This is a genomic window from Citrobacter sp. wls827, from assembly GCF_005280875.1.
Taxonomy (GTDB): Bacteria; Pseudomonadota; Gammaproteobacteria; order Enterobacterales; family Enterobacteriaceae; genus Citrobacter; species Citrobacter youngae.
In genome coordinates this window covers 418,018-435,214 of the sequence record NZ_SZWR01000001.1, presented here as the reverse complement: position 1 = coordinate 435,214, position 17,197 = coordinate 418,018, and the positions used below count along the sequence as shown (strand labels likewise).

15 protein-coding genes are annotated in these 17,197 nt (G+C 52.1%); 10 read left to right on the top strand and 5 right to left on the bottom strand.

The genetic code is table 11. The features are described 5' to 3' along the window. Positions 1-70: 70 nt before the first annotated feature. Positions 71-1,546 (bottom strand): muropeptide MFS transporter AmpG, encoded by a 1,476-nt coding sequence (gene ampG / locus FDX03_RS02035; protein ID WP_115643773.1) that lies wholly within the window; start codon positions 1,544-1,546, stop codon positions 71-73. Positions 1,547-1,590: 44 nt separating this feature from the next. Further along, positions 1,591-2,169: a lipoprotein gene (locus tag FDX03_RS02030; protein WP_016152050.1), complete on the bottom strand. Its 579-nt coding sequence runs from the start codon at positions 2,167-2,169 to the stop codon at positions 1,591-1,593. Positions 2,170-2,474: 305 nt separating this feature from the next. Between FDX03_RS02030 and bolA the strand changes: the two genes are divergently transcribed. From bolA to FDX03_RS01980, 9 genes are all read left to right on the top strand, one after another. After that, a complete protein-coding gene (bolA, locus tag FDX03_RS02025) occupies positions 2,475-2,792 on the top strand; it encodes a transcriptional regulator BolA (protein ID WP_040232707.1) in 318 nt (105 codons plus the stop codon). 344 nt (positions 2,793-3,136) lie between these two features. Continuing rightward, positions 3,137-4,435 (top strand): trigger factor, encoded by a 1,299-nt coding sequence (tig, locus tag FDX03_RS02015; protein ID WP_003021622.1) that lies wholly within the window; start codon positions 3,137-3,139, stop codon positions 4,433-4,435. A 247-nt stretch (positions 4,436-4,682) separates the two neighbouring features. Then, on the top strand, positions 4,683-5,306 hold the full coding sequence (gene clpP / locus FDX03_RS02010) for an ATP-dependent Clp endopeptidase proteolytic subunit ClpP (protein WP_003021624.1): 624 nt from the start codon (positions 4,683-4,685) through the stop codon (positions 5,304-5,306). Between the two features lie 126 nt (positions 5,307-5,432). Beyond that, positions 5,433-6,707: an ATP-dependent protease ATP-binding subunit ClpX gene (gene clpX / locus FDX03_RS02005; protein WP_040232704.1), complete on the top strand. Its 1,275-nt coding sequence runs from the start codon at positions 5,433-5,435 to the stop codon at positions 6,705-6,707. A gap of 184 nt (positions 6,708-6,891) precedes the next feature. Next, on the top strand, positions 6,892-9,246 hold the full coding sequence (gene lon, locus FDX03_RS02000) for an endopeptidase La (protein WP_003831014.1): 2,355 nt from the start codon (positions 6,892-6,894) through the stop codon (positions 9,244-9,246). Between the two features lie 190 nt (positions 9,247-9,436). Beyond that, a complete protein-coding gene (gene hupB / locus FDX03_RS01995) occupies positions 9,437-9,727 on the top strand; it encodes a nucleoid-associated protein HU-beta (protein WP_219352570.1) in 291 nt (96 codons plus the stop codon). Positions 9,728-9,994: 267 nt separating this feature from the next. Further along, positions 9,995-11,869 carry a peptidylprolyl isomerase gene (gene ppiD / locus FDX03_RS01990; protein ID WP_115600839.1) on the top strand — a complete coding sequence of 625 codons (1,875 nt, stop codon included), beginning with the start codon at positions 9,995-9,997 and terminating at the stop codon, positions 11,867-11,869. 146 nt (positions 11,870-12,015) lie between these two features. Then, a complete protein-coding gene (locus FDX03_RS01985; RefSeq protein WP_048212425.1) occupies positions 12,016-12,390 on the top strand; it encodes a helix-hairpin-helix domain-containing protein in 375 nt (124 codons plus the stop codon). Positions 12,391-12,496: 106 nt separating this feature from the next. Further along, positions 12,497-12,895: a YbgC/FadM family acyl-CoA thioesterase gene (locus FDX03_RS01980; protein WP_137345405.1), complete on the top strand. Its 399-nt coding sequence runs from the start codon at positions 12,497-12,499 to the stop codon at positions 12,893-12,895. Positions 12,896-13,012: 117 nt separating this feature from the next. On the opposite strand, the gene queC is transcribed toward FDX03_RS01980, so the two are convergent. Then, positions 13,013-13,708 carry a 7-cyano-7-deazaguanine synthase QueC gene (gene queC, locus FDX03_RS01975; RefSeq protein WP_115600837.1) on the bottom strand — a complete coding sequence of 232 codons (696 nt, stop codon included), beginning with the start codon at positions 13,706-13,708 and terminating at the stop codon, positions 13,013-13,015. A gap of 70 nt (positions 13,709-13,778) precedes the next feature. Then, the gene (locus FDX03_RS01970) at positions 13,779-15,473 is read right to left on the bottom strand and encodes an SgrR family transcriptional regulator (protein WP_137345404.1); all 1,695 of its coding nucleotides are present in this window, start codon (positions 15,471-15,473) and stop codon (positions 13,779-13,781) included. Positions 15,474-15,573: 100 nt separating this feature from the next. On the opposite strand from FDX03_RS01970, the gene cof reads away from it, so the two are divergent. Continuing rightward, positions 15,574-16,392: an HMP-PP phosphatase gene (gene cof / locus FDX03_RS01960; protein WP_137345403.1), complete on the top strand. Its 819-nt coding sequence runs from the start codon at positions 15,574-15,576 to the stop codon at positions 16,390-16,392. Positions 16,393-16,443: 51 nt separating this feature from the next. Here cof and FDX03_RS01955 read toward each other — a convergent pair. Beyond that, on the bottom strand, positions 16,444-17,197 hold a 754-nt coding region (locus FDX03_RS01955; RefSeq protein WP_249356967.1), incomplete at its 5' end, for a pyridoxal-phosphate dependent enzyme.

The following is a 17,197-nucleotide window of genomic DNA, read 5'->3' as shown; positions in this document are numbered from 1 at the left end:
TATCAATTGTTGTTTATTTAGCCGTTATAATTACGCAGGGTGATTACAACGGCCAAATTAATGTGAAAAATTACATCAGACGTGTTTTTCGTAGTGCAAGATAGTCCAGTAACCCACCCAATACGACGCCACAGATGGCGACCGCGACTGAGACTTCAAGCAGCCCTGTCAGGAAAGAGAAGCTGGTGTAATCCAGCGCGTTCATGGTGAGCAGCAACAGCCAAACAGCCAGCAAACAGCAGCCCGTTACTAGCGTCATCAAAGCCAGATTGTACGCCCCACGGAACTCTGTGCGTGGAATAAAACTCTCATTTTGCCAGCTATGTTCCAGCGTCTGGCGGCACACCAGCAGCAGCAGGAGTCCAGGCATCGCGGCAAACACGGAAAACAGATAAAACGTTGGCCATCCGTGCGCTTCGACAAACCAACCTGCTACCGGGCCAACGTAAACGCGACCGACTGCTGAAAGCGCGGAGAGCAGGGCGAACTGGGTTGCGGAGAACGATTTATTACACAGCGTCATTAATAAGGCGACAAACGCCGCAGTACCCATCCCACCGCACAGGTTTTCAAAGAAGACGGCAGTCGCCATACTGAACATGTGCTTGTCGGTTATAGAAAGCAGCCAGTATCCGGCGTTCGATACGCCCTGCAGAATGCCGAAAATGAGTAACGCGCGAAACAGCGAAAGACGCTGCATCAGGATCCCACCGTATAGCGCACCGACTATTGTCGCCAGCAGCCCCAGCGTTTTATTGACGACGCCGACTTCACCGGCATCAAATCCGACACCGCGGATCAAAAAGGTGGTGGTCAGGCTCATGGCGAAGGCATCACCGAGCTTATACAGCACAATAAGCAGCAGGATAAGCCAGGCGTTGTTACGACCAAAGAAGTCGCGCAGCGGGGCTGCAACCGCCTGCTCCAGCGTTTTGGGCACCGGAATGGCATCAGTCGGTTCGGGTGCTAACAGGGTGGCGATAATGCAGGGAATCAGTAGCGCGGCCATCAGCCAGTACATGCCTTGCCAGCCGAGCCAGCGGTCGGCCATCCACAGGGCCAGCCCACCGGAAACCAGCATCCCTAATCGATATCCCAGCACGCTGATAGCCGCGCCGGTGCCGCGTTCTTCGGCGGGTAACACGTCGGTTTTCCAGGCATCAAAGACGATATCCTGCGATGCTGAACAAAACGCGATCACCACCGCAAGCGCGGCCATCCAGCGCAGCTGTGTGCCAGGCTCCAGAAAACCCATCGCGGCGATAGAAATGAGTAACAGCACCTGAGTTGCCAACAACCAACCGCGACGTCGACCTAAAAATGGCGGCGTGTAGCGATCCATAAGCGGGGACCAGAGGAACTTAAACACGTAGGCCTGGCCGACCAGAGAAAAGAAACCGATGGTTTTAAGATCGATATTCTCGACCGTCATCCATGCCTGGAGCGTACCCGAGGTCAGTGCGAGCGGTAAACCGGAGGCGAACCCCAGCATGAGCAGGATAGCCGAACGTGGTTGCTGAAAAATACGTAAGTAATGACTGGACATGGGCTTCTATAGGCCCGACGAACGCCGGGCCATATGGGCAGAAATTAACGCGCGTTCTGCTTGATGAAATCGTGAACGCTGGTGTCCTGAGACATATCAGCGATGGTGTCGGTCAGCACGCTGTTAACGGCGTCAGCGATATTTTTGTTAGAGGCCTGCAGTGCGCCTTCAACAGAATAGCTTGCGCGGTAGTTTTTGGTCATCTTGTTGCCGTTAGCAGCGGTCGCAATGATGGCGATGTCTGCTTTGGTGGCGATGTTATAGCGCACGCTACCCTGAGACACGTCAGCGTACAGCTGGCTAACAATGATTTGCAGGTTTACAGCACCGTTTGGTCCAATCATATAACCGCGTGCGGTCATCTGTTTTTCCAGCACTTCTTGTAGCAGGAAGCGCAGATCGCGTGACGCAGTCAGCGTAACCAGTTGGTTGTCGCGGGTGACTTTTGCCAGCGCTTGATCCTGACGCTGGTCGGCACCGTTGATGCTAACGGTCACGCCCATCAGGCTTGGGTCCTGCTGCGGCAGAGTAATTTTCGGGGAGACTTCAATAGTGGTCGGCGGCGTTGCGCATCCAGCTAACATGAACAGCGCGACAAACGGGACGAGGATTTTTTTAAACATGCCAGGGCTCTCAGCGAATCTAAATTGTATGGTTGGAGAAATTTCCCGCCATCATAACATCGCCAACGATGAGGGGAAGTGGGTAACGCATGTAAATTCATTGTGTTGTTCGTTTTATGATTTTGTGGAGACCATAAACGGACTTTTTGCAATAAATCGAAGTGAGGAATTAGTGAACTTCATCCATTTGGCTGAGAAAATCAGACAAGCGCTAATTTTTTGTTGCTAAGGTGTAATGAAAACGGTAAAAGCGGCTAGTATTTAAAGGGATGGGTGACATCTCAGCGTTGTCGGAGGAAAATTTCATGATGATTCGTGAGCAAATAGAAGAAAAATTAAGGGCAGCGTTCCAACCCGTGTTCCTCGAAGTTGTGGATGAAAGCTATCGTCACAATGTCCCGGCTGGTTCTGAAAGCCACTTTAAGGTTGTGCTGGTCAGCGATCGCTTTACAGGTGAACGTTTTCTTAATCGTCATCGGATGATTTACAGCACGTTAACGGCAGAGCTTTCCACAACCGTTCATGCCCTTGCCCTGCATACCTACACCATTAAGGAGTGGGAAGCGTTGCAGGATACGATTTTTGCATCGCCTCCGTGTCGTGGGGCGGGAAGCATCGCGTAAAAACGGATTTGCAACAACCGACGCTTTTCCAGTATGTTGCTACAGATTATGTGAAAACGGCCTGCGGGCCGTTTTGTTTTGTCTGAATTCTGAGTAGGTCGTCCAGTATTCAGACAAAAATTAGCCGGGAATTGTGAAAAAAGCCGCAGCAACGCGCGATAACCGTTCTCGACTCATAAAAGTGATGCCGCTATAATGCGCGTCTTATTTTTCGGAATGTCTTCGGGATGATTCTGACGACAGGGAATGTGATTGATTATGAGAACATCCCAGTTCCGCGAAGCCAACAACCTGTGCTTGCGGAGAAGAGTTGACCGAGCACTGTGATTTTTTGAGGTAACAAGATGCAAGTTTCAGTTGAAACCACTCAAGGCCTTGGCCGCCGTGTAACGATTACTATCGCTGCTGACAGCATCGAGACCGCTGTGAAAAGCGAGCTGGTCAACGTAGCGAAGAAAGTGCGTATTGACGGTTTCCGCAAAGGAAAAGTACCGATGAATGTTGTTGCTCAGCGTTATGGCGCGTCTGTTCGCCAGGACGTTCTGGGTGACCTGATGAGCCGCAACTTCGTTGACGCGATCATCAAAGAAAAAATCAATCCGGCTGGCGCACCGAACTACGTTCCGGGTGAATACAAGCTGGGTGAAGATTTTACTTACGCGGTAGAGTTCGAAGTTTACCCGGAAGTTGAGCTGACTGGCCTGGAAGCAATCGAAGTTGAAAAACCGGTTGTTGAAGTTACTGACGCTGACGTTGACGTGATGCTGGACACCCTGCGTAAGCAGCAGGCAACCTGGAAAGACAAAGACGGCGCTGCTGACGCAGAAGACCGTGTAACCATCGACTTCACCGGCTCTGTAGACGGGGAAGAGTTCGAAGGCGGCAAAGCGTCTGACTTCGTTCTGGCAATGGGCCAGGGTCGTATGATCCCAGGCTTTGAAGAAGGCGTTAAAGGCCACAAAGCTGGCGAAGAGTTCACTATCGACGTGACTTTCCCGGAAGAGTACCACGCTGAAAACCTGAAAGGTAAAGCCGCTAAGTTCGTTATCAACCTGAAGAAAGTTGAAGAACGCGAACTGCCGGAACTGACTGAAGAATTCATCAAACGTTTCGGCGTTGAAGATGGTTCCGTAGCAGGTCTGCGCGCTGAAGTACGCAAAAACATGGAACGCGAGCTGAAAGGCGCAGTGCGTAACCGCGTTAAGTCTCAGGCGATCGAAGGTCTGGTAAAAGCTAACGACATCGACGTTCCGGCTGCGCTGATCGACAGCGAAATCGACGTTCTGCGTCGTCAGGCTGCACAGCGTTTCGGCGGCAACGAGAAACAAGCTCTGGAACTGCCGCGTGAACTGTTCGAAGAACAGGCTAAGCGTCGCGTAGTTGTTGGTCTGCTGCTGGGCGAAGTGATTCGCACCAATGAACTGAAAGCTGACGAAGATCGCGTTAAAGGCCTGATCGAAGAGATGGCTTCTGCTTACGAAGATCCGAAAGAAGTGGTTGAGTTCTACAGCAAAAATAAAGAGCTGATGGACAACATGCGTAACGTCGCTCTGGAAGAGCAGGCTGTTGAAGCCGTTCTGGCGAAAGCGAAAGTGACTGAAAAAGCCACTTCCTTCAACGAACTGATGAACCAGCAGGCGTAATTCGTCGCTTTTTTAGCACGAATTTCATACGCAAGCCCGTCACCTTTTGGTGGCGGGTTTTTTTTTGTCACGCATTTTGCATGGGAAGAGTGCGAAAACAGCGTTTCAGTGTTAGCGTTACAACAAAAGATTGTTATGCTTGAATTATGGCGATGTCGTACCCATTACTGAGGGACTAGCTGATAATCCGTCCATAAGGTTACAATCAGCACAGCAGGTTTTTTCAAATTTTATCCAGGAGACGGAAATGTCATACAGCGGCGAACGAGATAACTTTGCACCCCATATGGCGCTGGTGCCGATGGTCATTGAACAGACCTCACGTGGTGAGCGCTCATTTGATATCTATTCTCGTCTACTTAAGGAACGCGTCATTTTTCTGACCGGCCAGGTCGAAGACCATATGGCTAACCTGATCGTGGCGCAGATGCTGTTCCTGGAAGCAGAAAACCCGGAAAAAGATATCTACCTGTATATTAACTCCCCTGGTGGGGTGATCACTGCCGGGATGTCTATCTATGACACCATGCAGTTTATTAAGCCAGACGTCAGCACCATTTGTATGGGCCAGGCGGCCTCAATGGGCGCGTTCCTGCTGACCGCCGGGGCGAAAGGTAAACGTTTTTGCCTGCCTAACTCTCGCGTCATGATCCACCAGCCTCTGGGCGGTTACCAGGGTCAGGCAACGGATATTGAAATTCATGCCCGTGAAATCCTGAAGGTAAAAGGGCGCATGAACGAACTTATGGCGCATCATACGGGTCAATCTCTTGAGCAGATTGAACGTGATACCGAGCGCGATCGCTTCCTCTCCGCTTCTGAAGCGGTGGAGTACGGTCTGGTCGACTCGATTTTGACCCATCGTAATTAATGCCCAGCGCGCAGGTGTGCCGCTATAATTACCTGGAGCGGCACAACGCTGACTAGCGTCTTGCGCCTGAGAATGGCATTTGCGTCGTCGTGTGCGGCACAAAGAACAAAGAAGAGGTTTTGACCCATGACAGATAAACGCAAAGATGGCTCGGGCAAATTGTTGTACTGCTCTTTTTGCGGCAAAAGCCAGCATGAAGTGCGTAAGCTGATTGCCGGACCATCCGTGTATATCTGCGACGAATGTGTTGATTTATGTAACGACATCATTCGCGAAGAGATTAAGGAAGTAGCACCGCACCGTGAACGCAGTGCGCTGCCGACGCCACATGAAATTCGCAACCACCTGGACGATTATGTTATTGGCCAGGAACAGGCGAAGAAAGTGCTGGCGGTCGCGGTATACAACCATTACAAACGTCTGCGCAACGGCGACACCAGCAATGGCGTCGAGTTGGGCAAAAGTAACATCCTGCTGATTGGCCCGACGGGTTCCGGTAAAACGCTGCTGGCTGAAACGCTGGCGCGCCTGCTGGACGTTCCGTTCACTATGGCCGACGCCACCACGCTGACCGAAGCCGGTTATGTGGGTGAAGATGTTGAAAATATTATTCAGAAACTGTTGCAGAAGTGCGATTACGACGTGCAGAAAGCACAGCGTGGGATCGTCTATATCGATGAAATCGACAAGATTTCTCGTAAGTCTGACAACCCGTCCATTACCCGTGACGTTTCCGGCGAAGGCGTACAGCAGGCGCTGTTAAAACTGATCGAAGGTACGGTTGCCGCCGTTCCGCCGCAGGGTGGTCGTAAACATCCTCAGCAGGAATTCCTGCAGGTTGATACCTCCAAGATCCTGTTTATCTGCGGTGGTGCATTTGCCGGTCTGGATAAGGTGATTGCTAACCGTGTTGAAACCGGCTCCGGCATTGGTTTTGGCGCAACGGTAAAAGCACAGTCTGATAAAGCCAGCGAAGGTGAACTGCTGTCGCAGGTAGAACCGGAAGATCTGATTAAATTTGGTCTGATCCCTGAGTTCATCGGTCGTCTGCCGGTTGTGGCAACTCTGAGCGAACTGAGCGAAGAAGCGCTTATTCAGATCCTGAAAGAGCCGAAAAATGCCCTGACCAAGCAGTACCAGGCGTTGTTCAATCTTGAAGGTGTTGATCTGGAATTCCGCGAGGAAGCGCTGGATGCTATCGCCAGGAAAGCGATGATTCGTAAAACCGGTGCGCGTGGTCTGCGTTCTATCGTCGAAGCGGCGTTACTCGACACCATGTACGATCTTCCTTCTATGGAAGACGTTGAAAAAGTGGTGATCGACGAGTCGGTGATTGGCGGACAGAGCAAGCCGTTGCTGATTTACGGTAAGCCGGAAGCACAGCAGGCATCTGGCGAATAATTCATCAATTCATACAGGCGTTTAACCAAAAAGGGGGGATTTTATCTCCCCTTTTATTTTTCCGTAAACATGGCGTTGAATGTGTGGGAATCATCCCCATATACTGACATACATGTTAAAGGTGGTGTGAAGCACAGTCGTACCACCTGATTACCTGGCGGAAACTAAACTAAGAGAGAGCTCTATGAATCCTGAGCGTTCTGAACGCATTGAAATCCCCGTATTGCCGTTGCGCGATGTGGTGGTTTATCCGCACATGGTCATACCCTTATTTGTAGGGCGGGAAAAATCTATCCGTTGTCTTGAAGCGGCTATGGACCATGATAAAAAAATCATGCTGGTCGCGCAGAAAGAAGCGTCAACGGATGAGCCGGGTGTAAACGATCTTTTCACCGTCGGGACCGTGGCCTCTATTTTGCAGATGCTGAAACTGCCTGACGGCACCGTAAAAGTGCTGGTCGAGGGGTTACAGCGCGCGCGTATTTCTGCGTTGTCAGACAACGGCGAGCATTTCTCTGCGAAAGCGGAGTACCTTGATTCGCCTGCTATTGATGAGCGTGAACAGGAAGTGCTGGTACGTACAGCTATCAGCCAGTTCGAAGGCTATATCAAGCTAAACAAAAAAATCCCACCAGAAGTGCTGACGTCGCTTAACAGCATTGACGATCCTGCACGTCTGGCGGACACCATCGCAGCGCACATGCCGCTGAAGCTGGCTGACAAACAGTCCGTGCTGGAGATGTCCGACGTGAATGAACGTCTGGAATATCTGATGGCGATGATGGAGTCAGAAATCGATCTGCTGCAGGTTGAGAAACGCATTCGCAACCGCGTGAAAAAGCAGATGGAGAAGTCCCAGCGTGAGTACTATCTGAACGAGCAGATGAAAGCTATTCAGAAAGAGCTCGGCGAGATGGACGATGCGCCGGACGAAAACGAAGCACTGAAGCGTAAGATCGACGCGGCGAAAATGCCGAAAGAGGCAAAAGAGAAAGCGGAAGCGGAACTGCAGAAGCTGAAAATGATGTCTCCGATGTCGGCAGAAGCGACGGTCGTGCGTGGCTACATCGACTGGATGGTACAGGTGCCGTGGAATGCGCGTAGCAAGGTCAAAAAAGACCTGCGTCAGGCGCAGGAAATCCTCGATACCGACCATTACGGTCTGGAACGCGTCAAAGACCGTATCCTTGAGTATCTCGCGGTCCAAAGCCGTGTGAACAAAATCAAGGGGCCGATCCTGTGTCTGGTTGGGCCGCCAGGGGTAGGTAAAACCTCTCTGGGTCAGTCCATCGCCAAGGCGACAGGGCGTAAATACATCCGTATGGCGCTTGGCGGCGTGCGTGATGAGGCTGAAATTCGTGGTCACCGCCGGACCTATATCGGTTCGATGCCGGGCAAACTGATCCAGAAAATGGCCAAAGTGGGCGTTAAGAACCCGCTGTTCCTGCTTGATGAGATCGACAAAATGTCTTCTGACATGCGTGGCGATCCGGCTTCCGCACTGCTTGAGGTGCTGGATCCAGAGCAGAACGTGGCGTTCAGCGATCACTACCTGGAAGTGGACTACGATCTCAGCGACGTGATGTTTGTTGCGACGTCGAACTCCATGAACATTCCAGCACCGTTGCTGGATCGTATGGAAGTGATTCGTCTGTCTGGTTATACCGAAGACGAGAAGCTGAACATTGCGAAACGTCACCTGTTGCCAAAACAGATTGAGCGTAACGCGCTGAAAAAAGGTGAGCTGACGGTCGACGATAGCGCCATTGTAGGCATTATTCGTTACTACACCCGTGAAGCGGGCGTGCGTAGTCTGGAGCGCGAAATCTCCAAACTGTGCCGCAAAGCAGTTAAGCAGTTGTTGCTCGATAAATCACTGAAACACATCGAGATCAATGGCGATAACCTGCACGACTACCTGGGCGTACAGCGCTTTGACTATGGCCGTGCGGATAACGAAAACCGCGTGGGTCAGGTGACCGGTCTGGCGTGGACGGAAGTGGGCGGCGATCTGCTGACCATCGAAACCGCCTGCGTACCGGGTAAAGGTAAGCTGACCTACACCGGTTCTCTGGGCGAAGTGATGCAGGAATCCATTCAGGCAGCGCTGACCGTGGTGCGTGCGCGTGCGGAAAAACTGGGTATTAATCCGGACTTTTACGAAAAACGCGACATCCACGTTCACGTACCTGAAGGCGCGACGCCAAAAGATGGTCCAAGTGCGGGTATTGCCATGTGCACCGCGCTGGTCTCATGTCTGACCGGTAACCCGGTTCGTGCCGATGTGGCGATGACCGGCGAGATCACCCTGCGTGGTCAGGTTCTGCCTATTGGTGGTTTGAAAGAGAAACTGCTGGCGGCGCACCGCGGCGGCATTAAAACGGTCTTAATTCCAGACGAAAACAAACGTGACCTGGAAGAGATTCCGGACAACGTCATTGCCGATCTTAATATTCACCCGGTGAAACGTATTGAGGAAGTTCTGACTCTTGCGTTGCAAAATGAACCCTCTGGAATGCAGGTTGTGACGGCAAAATAGTGACCTCGCGCAAAGAGCATTAATAAAAACAGGGCTGGCAGGCCATTTCGGGCTTGCCAGCCTTTTTTTGTATAGCTAATTTAGATAACGGATTGGGCTTGCCATCATTATCGGGTGTTGTAAGGGCATGGCAGGCCTGATATAACTGCTGCGCGGTCGCACTTTGAAGGATTCTGGTGCGATATATATTATAAAGAGGAAGAGAAGAGTGAATAAATCTCAACTGATCGACAAAATTGCTGCAGGGGCTGATATCTCTAAAGCTGCGGCTGGACGTGCGTTAGATGCAATTATTGCTTCTGTTACCGAATCCCTGAAAGAAGGTGATGACGTAGCACTGGTAGGTTTTGGTACTTTTGCCGTTAAAGAGCGTGCTGCCCGTACTGGTCGCAACCCGCAAACAGGTAAAGAGATCACCATCGCCGCGGCTAAAGTACCGGGCTTCCGTGCAGGTAAAGCACTGAAAGACGCGGTAAACTAAGTGATTTCCCCTTTGGGGATGTGACGAAGTACAAGGGCGCATCGACTGATGTGCCTTTTTTATTTGTAATTCCGGTACTTTCTACGTGTTGTGGGCTGACAATTACCCCTGTTTCTTGTCACAATAGGCCTTTGTGCGCAGCGTTCAGGAAACGCTATGCTGCGTGAAGCATATATACTCAAAATCATTGCCGCCGTTGTTGTGTCAACGCGCAGGCGGCTTTAGAGATAACGCGTATAGTCATCTACAGCGGAGTGTGGTTACACCATGATGGACAGCTTACGCACGGCTGCTAACAGTCTCGTGCTCAAGATTATTTTCGGTATCATTATCGTGTCGTTCATTTTGACCGGCGTGAGTGGTTACCTGATTGGCGGGGGCAATAACTACGCCGCTAAAGTGAATGGCCAGGAGATCAGCCGCGGGCAGTTCGAGAATGCGTTCAACAGCGAACGTAACCGCATGCAGCAACAGCTGGGCGATCAATATTCTGAGCTGGCGGCGAACGAAGGTTATATGAAAACGCTGCGTCAGCAGGTGCTGAATCGTCTTGTGGACGAAGCGCTGCTGGATCAGTACTCCCGTGAGCTTAAGCTCAACATTAGCGACGATCAGATTAAGCAGGCTATTTTCGCCACACCGGCCTTCCAGGTTGACGGCAAATTTGATAACAACCGCTACAACGCGATTGTGAATCAGATGGGCATGACCGCAGACCAGTACGCTCAGGCATTGCGTAACCAGCTCACCACGCAACAGTTGATCAACGGCGTTGCCGGGACCGACTTCATGCTGAAGGGGGAAACGGACGAACTGGCTGCACTGGTTGCACAGCAACGTATCGTGCGTGAAGCGACGATTGACGTTAACGCACTGGCCGCGAAGCAGTCTGTTACCGAGCAGGAAGTTGCCAGCTACTACGAGCAGAATAAAAACAACTTTATGACGCCGGAACAGTTCCGTGTGAGCTATATCAAGCTGGACGCTGCAGCAATGCAGGAAACCGCCAGCGATGCTGATATTCAGTCTTATTATGACCAGCATCAGGATCAGTTCACTCAGCCGCAGCGTAACCGCTATAGCATCATCCAGACCAAAACGGAAGATGAAGCAAAAGCGGTGCTTGATGCGCTGAACAAAGGCGGTGATTTTGCGACTCTGGCGAAAGAAAAATCTGCCGATATCATCTCTGCCCGTAACGGCGGTGATATGGGGTGGCTGGAAGACTCTACCACCCCAGATGAGCTGAAAAATGCCGGTCTGAAAGAAAAAGGCCAACTGTCTGGCGTAATTAAGTCTTCCGTTGGTTTCCTCGTGGCGCGTCTTGATGACGTACAGCCTGCGCAGGTTAAACCGCTGAGCGAAGCCCGTGAGGACATTGCGGCGAAAGTGAAGCAGGAAAAAGCGCTGGATGCCTACTATGCGCTGCAACAGAAAGTCAGCGATGCGGCCAGCAACGATAACGAATCCCTGGCGGGTGCGGAGCAGGCCGCGGGCGTGAAAGCGGTTGAAACGGGCTGGTTTAGCCGTGACAGCCTGCCGGAAGAACTGAATTTCAAACCAGTCGCTGACATCATTTTCAATGGTGGTCTGGTTGGCGAGAACGGAACGCCTGGCAGTAACTCCGATATCATCACCGTGGATGGCGATCGCGCGTTCGTGCTGCGTATTAGCGAACACAAAGCAGAAGCCGTAAAGCCACTGGCTGAAGTGAAAGAGCAGGTAACTGCGCTCGTTAAGCACAATAAAGCAGAGCAGCAGGCGAAGCTTGATGCCGATAAACTGCTGGCGGATCTGAAAGCCGGTAAAGGCGATGAAGCGCTGAAAGCGGCGGGTCTGAGCTTTGGCGAGGCGAAAACGCTGAGCCGTACGGGTCAGGATCCGTTGAGTCAGGCTGCCTTTGGTCTGAGCCTGCCGGCGAAAGACAAGCCGAGCTACGGTGTTGCGAACGATATGCAGGGTAACGTTGTACTGTTGGCGCTGGACGAGGTGAAAGCCGGTTCTATGCCTGAAGCGCAGAAGAAAGCGATGGTTCAGGGGATCACTCAGAACAACGCGCAGATTGTCTTCGAAGCGCTGATGAGTAACCTGCGTAAAGCGGCAAAAATTAAAGTCGGTGATGCGCTGGAACAGCAGCAATAACCGAGTCCGCTCGCAAAAAATTGCAAAAGTTTGTATCTACAAAAGGCCGCTTTCGCGGCCTTTTCCATTTTTGATATTTGCCGTTTGTCTGCTGTTCTGCACCTCGCTATCGTGATTCCACTGTTAACAAACAAGGAGAAAACAGTATGAAACATGGAATCAAAGCCCTGCTTATCACTCTTTCATTGACCTGCGCTGGTATGGCCCAAACTGCATTGGCGGCTGAGGCTGTCGCCAAAAGCCAAGCGACTCAAACCAAAGCGGAAAACTCAGGGGCGGCACAAAGCAAAGCCACACAGCCCGCTAAAGCAAGCGACGATGAAGGCACCAGGGTAAGCATCAACAGCGCTTCCGCGGAGGATTTAGCGCGAGTCATGAATGGCGTCGGTCTGAAGAAAGCGCAGGCGATTGTGAGCTATCGTGAGGAGTACGGACCGTTTAAAACGGTGGAGGACTTAAAGCAGGTACCGGGTATGGGCAGTTCGCTGGTGGAGCGTAACCTGGCAGTTTTAACACTTTAATAACTTGCACAGCGCTGAAAATTTGCCAGACTGTAGAGGTCATACCAGTTATGACCTCTTTACCCTAAAGTCTGTTCCTATAAAAACAACGTAAGGCCCCTGCGCTATGCAAACACAAATCAAAGTCCGTGGTTTTCATCTTGATGTCTATCAGCACGTCAACAACGCCCGCTATCTCGAGTTTCTGGAAGAAGCCCGTTGGGATGGTCTGGAAAACAGCGACAGCTTTCAATGGATGACCGCACACAACATCGCTTTTGTGGTCGTGAATATAAATATTAACTACCACCGTCCAGCGGTGCTAAGCGACCTGCTGACCATCACCAGTCAGGTGCAACAGCTAAATGGCAAAAGCGGGGTGTTAAACCAGACAATTACCCTGGAGCCGGAAGGGCAGGTGGTGGCTGACGCGTTGATTACCTTCGTCTGTATTGATTTGAAAACGCAAAAAGCGCTGCCGCTGGAAGGGGAGTTACGCGAAAAACTGGAGCAGATGGTGCAGTAGCTCAACGTTGCCTGATGGCGCTTCGCTTATCAGGCCTACGGGCGACATTGCGTACGATGAACGCTGTCGGTAGGCCGGATAAGGCGTTTACGCCGCCATCCGGCACTATTCGCTCTATTATTTCAGGCCGGTTTTCTGCTTCATTGCCGCCATCACTGCCGGTTTATCCGCCAGATAATGGTTCAGGCCGTTGGCACGCAGATTACACGCCGCACAGTGACCGCAACCGTCACCTTTGATGCCGTTATAGCAGGTTAGTGTTTCTTCGCGTACCAGGTCCAGCTTGCCCCAGTAATCAGCCAGCGCCCAGGTTTCGGCTTTATCGATCCACATCAGTGGGGTTTCAAAGCGAATATCTTTCGCCATCCCCAGGCTTACGGCATGGTTCAGCGCTTTGACGAACTCGTCACGACAGTCCGGATAACCAGAGAAATCGGTCTCGCAAACGCCGGTAATGACCGCCTCTGCCTGCACCTGGTACGCGTAAATTGCTGCCAGCGTTAAGAACAGAATATTGCGTCCTGGCACAAAGGTATTGGGAATGCCGTTCGCATCCGGTTCGTAATCGGGTACCGGAATATTATCGCGGGTCAGGCTGCTGACAGCCAGTTCACTGAGCAGCGTGACATCAAGCACTTTGTGCGCGCGGGCGCCGAGTTTTAAGGCCAGATCACGTGCGACGTCAATTTCAGCGTGATGGCGCTGACCATAATCAAAGGTCACGCAGTGCACTTCATCATACTGATGCAGCGCTTGCGCCAGACAAGTCGTGGAGTCCTGACCTCCACTGAATACAACAACGGCACGTTTCATGGCTTTTCCTGACAAATAACGAAACCCTTATGGTAGCGCCTGGGCGTGTCGCCGACCAGCTTCTTCACGATTAAGGGGGCGGTAACCAGGCCTCGGTGAACTCAAACCAGCCACGAGGATTCAGGCGTACGCCGTTCACCCCTGGTGGCGCGCTGATGCGATAGTGATAATTGAACAGCGGCGTCAGGGTTGCGTCATGCATCAGCGTGGCGAAAACCTGCTGTAAAGCTGCATGACGATCGTCCTCATCGGCCTGAATTTGCAAGGCATCCAGCGTGGTCTGCAGATGAGTATATGCGGGTGCATTCAGCACGTGTGACCATAGCTGATCGCAACGTAACCACTGTTCGAGGGTATACTCGGGGGCTTCGCCAATCAGCCTGTCGCCCATCATCAGATCGGCCTGGGCTAAAGGATGGTCGCCATCCCAGTTTTTAGCATTATGAAAAATAAGCGTTAATTCACAGCCCAGTTTTGCCAGGGCCTGGCGAAGCTGTTCAGCCATGGCGTGCAGTTCTACCGGCAGGTGGTAAGCCAGCGTCAGTTTTTCTGGTAGCGCTACTTCGTTCAGTTCATCCCATTGTGGGATCGTCCATCCTGGCAGCAGGGCATTGCTGGGAGTAATGAGGTTTTCATCCACCTCAAGCGTCTGTAGCAGCGAAGAGCGGTGGATAATATTGACCAGTCGACGGGCCTGTTGCGTATTCAGCCGCGCGCTTTTTCTGAGCGTAAGATAGCAAAAACCGAGGCTGATCCCGCTGCTTACCTGGCTTAGCATGGGAAGTTCCTCTGGTTTACCTATCGCAATTTGTACCGGATGGCGACAGCTGGTGCCCAAATCCTGGGAGAAAAGCTGTGGGGTTATCCAGTATTCAATGGCTTTCAATAGCGGATGACTCAGATGGTAGTGATCGTGACTCTCGATACGCACCAGCTCGGGAGTAAACAGTGTCAACCGGAACGGGCCGGTACCCACAAACGGGTGCTCAGGATGCGCCAGGTGACTGCTGTAGCTCGCCAGACGGTGCGCCAGCCAGAAGTCGGGACGATGCAGAATAAAGGTCAGACACTGGGGATGCGTCACCTCAATGCGCTTTACGCTGATAAACAGCTTATTCAGCGCAGGTAACTCTAACAGCTTCAGCAACTGTTGATGTAGCTGCGTGCTGCTTACCGTATCGCCGTTATGCCAATGCAGGGTGGAACGAATATAGAAATCCCAGCGCAGGCCGTCAGCGGAGATATTCCAGTGGTGGGCTAAGTCTCCACAGGGACGTTGCGTAGTGCTGTCAAAACGTGTCAGGCCAGAGAATACCTGTCCGGCAAGGTGCTGCTCTGCGCGACCGGGCAGGAATCCAGGATGCAAAGGTTCGAGCTGGCGATAATAGGGGATACGCAGGGTTGGCGTATCATTTTGCCATTGCCCGCCCATAAACGGCTGCAGCAGGGTTCTTAATTCCCCGGGGGCCAGTTGAGCCAGTTCCAGTACGCTGAGCTGTTCACCCTTTTGCAGTGCCTGCTCCATCATCGTGTTGCGCAGCGAGTCTGGGGTGACCAAAAAACGTAATGCTCCGCGTTTCCCGCGTCCGGACTGAGCGTGCCACTCCAGCCAGCCCGCATCCTGCGCTTGCTTTAGCAGGGTTCGCACGTGGCGCTCGCTGCAAAAACAGCGTTCAGCCAGTTCCCCGACGGTCACCGACTGCGGTTCTCCGTTCGAAGGCAGCCACAGGCGTTGATACTGGTTCAGGCGATTCAACAATCTCATATAAACCCGGAACAATTCATTTTATCTATTCACTATTACTTCCGTATATCTCAGGTGATACTGAATCACAAGTTAACCGCGTCACAGTGTGGAGAAAGAAATGGCTCGTCTGGCTGCATTTGATATGGATGGCACCCTTTTGATGCCGAATCACCATTTAGGTGACGAAACGCTTTCAACGCTGGCGCGTCTGCGTGAACGCGATATCACCCTGACATTTGCCACCGGCCGCCATGTGCTGGAGATGCGCCATATTTTGGGTTCTATCTCACTGGACGCCTTTTTGATCACCGGTAACGGCACGCGCATTCACTCTCTTGAGGGCGACGTGTTGCACCGTCAGGATCTGGATCCGAATGTTGCGGATATCGTGTTACATCAGAAATGGGATACCACCGCCAGCATGCATGTCTTTAATGACAACGGTTGGTTTACCGGACAAGAGATCCCCTCGCTGCTACAGGCGCATGTGTATAGCGGATTTCGCTACCAGATCGTCGATGTGAAACGTATTCCGGCTCATCAGGTAACGAAGATCTGTTTCTGCGGCGATCATGAGTCTCTGATCCAGTTGCGCATTCAACTGAATGAAGCGCTGGGAGAACAGGCGAATCTCTGTTTCTCCGCGGTTGATTGCCTTGAGGTACTACCGCGGGGCTGTAACAAAGGATCCGCGCTGGCGGTGTTGAGTGACCACTTAGGATATTCAATGTCCGAGTGTATGGCGTTTGGCGATGCTATGAACGATCGCGAAATGTTAGGCAGCGTTGGGCGCGGCCTGATTATGGGTAACGCAATGCCGCAACTGATGGCTGAACTGCCGCATTTATCGGTGATTGGGCATTGCCGCAATCAGGCTGTATCTCACTTTTTGACGCATTGGCTGGACAATCCGCATCTACCTTATTCCCCCGAATGAGAGATCCCTTCCAGCAAGCCAGACTTCGCGTCTGGCTTTTTTTTTGTCTGCTCAGTGTGTATTCAGCAACTGGGCAAGTTCCGCTTTCCACGGCGTTAAATCGCCTATGTGCGCGTCAACCCATTGCGGGTTGTAGTAGGTTTCCAGATAGCGTTCGCCGCTGTCGCACAGCAGCGTCACCAGCGACCCCGTTTCTCCGGCGTCGCGCATACGGGCGGCAAGTTGTAACGTCCCCCACATGTTGGTTCCGGTTGAGGCGCCCACTTTACGACCCAACTGCGTTTCCAGCCAGTGCGCGGTGGCAACGCTTGCGGCATCCGGCACACGCAGCATTTCATCAACTACGTCAGGAATGAAGGACGGTTCGACACGCGGACGGCCGATGCCTTCAATTTTGCTGCCGACCGGGCTGCGCAATGTCGCATCGCGATCCTGCCAGAAGGGCAGAAAAACCGAATTCTCCGGGTCCACCACCATCAGACGAGTGTCGTAGCCCTGACAGCGAATATAGCGACCAATGGTTGCTGAGGTGCCGCCGGTTCCTGCGCTCATCACGATATGGCGAGGCACGGGGTTGGGCTCGCACTGCATCTGGCGGAAGATACTGTCGGCAATATTGTTGTTACCACGCCAGTCGGTGGCGCGTTCAGCATAGGTGAACTGGTCCATATAATGCCCGTTCAGTTCACGTGCCAGCTGTTCAGAAGCCGCATAAATTTCGCAGGCGCTTTCCACGAAGTGGCAGCGGCCGCCATAAAATTCAATTTGTTCAATTTTGCGTTTTGCCGTACAGGAAGGCATAACG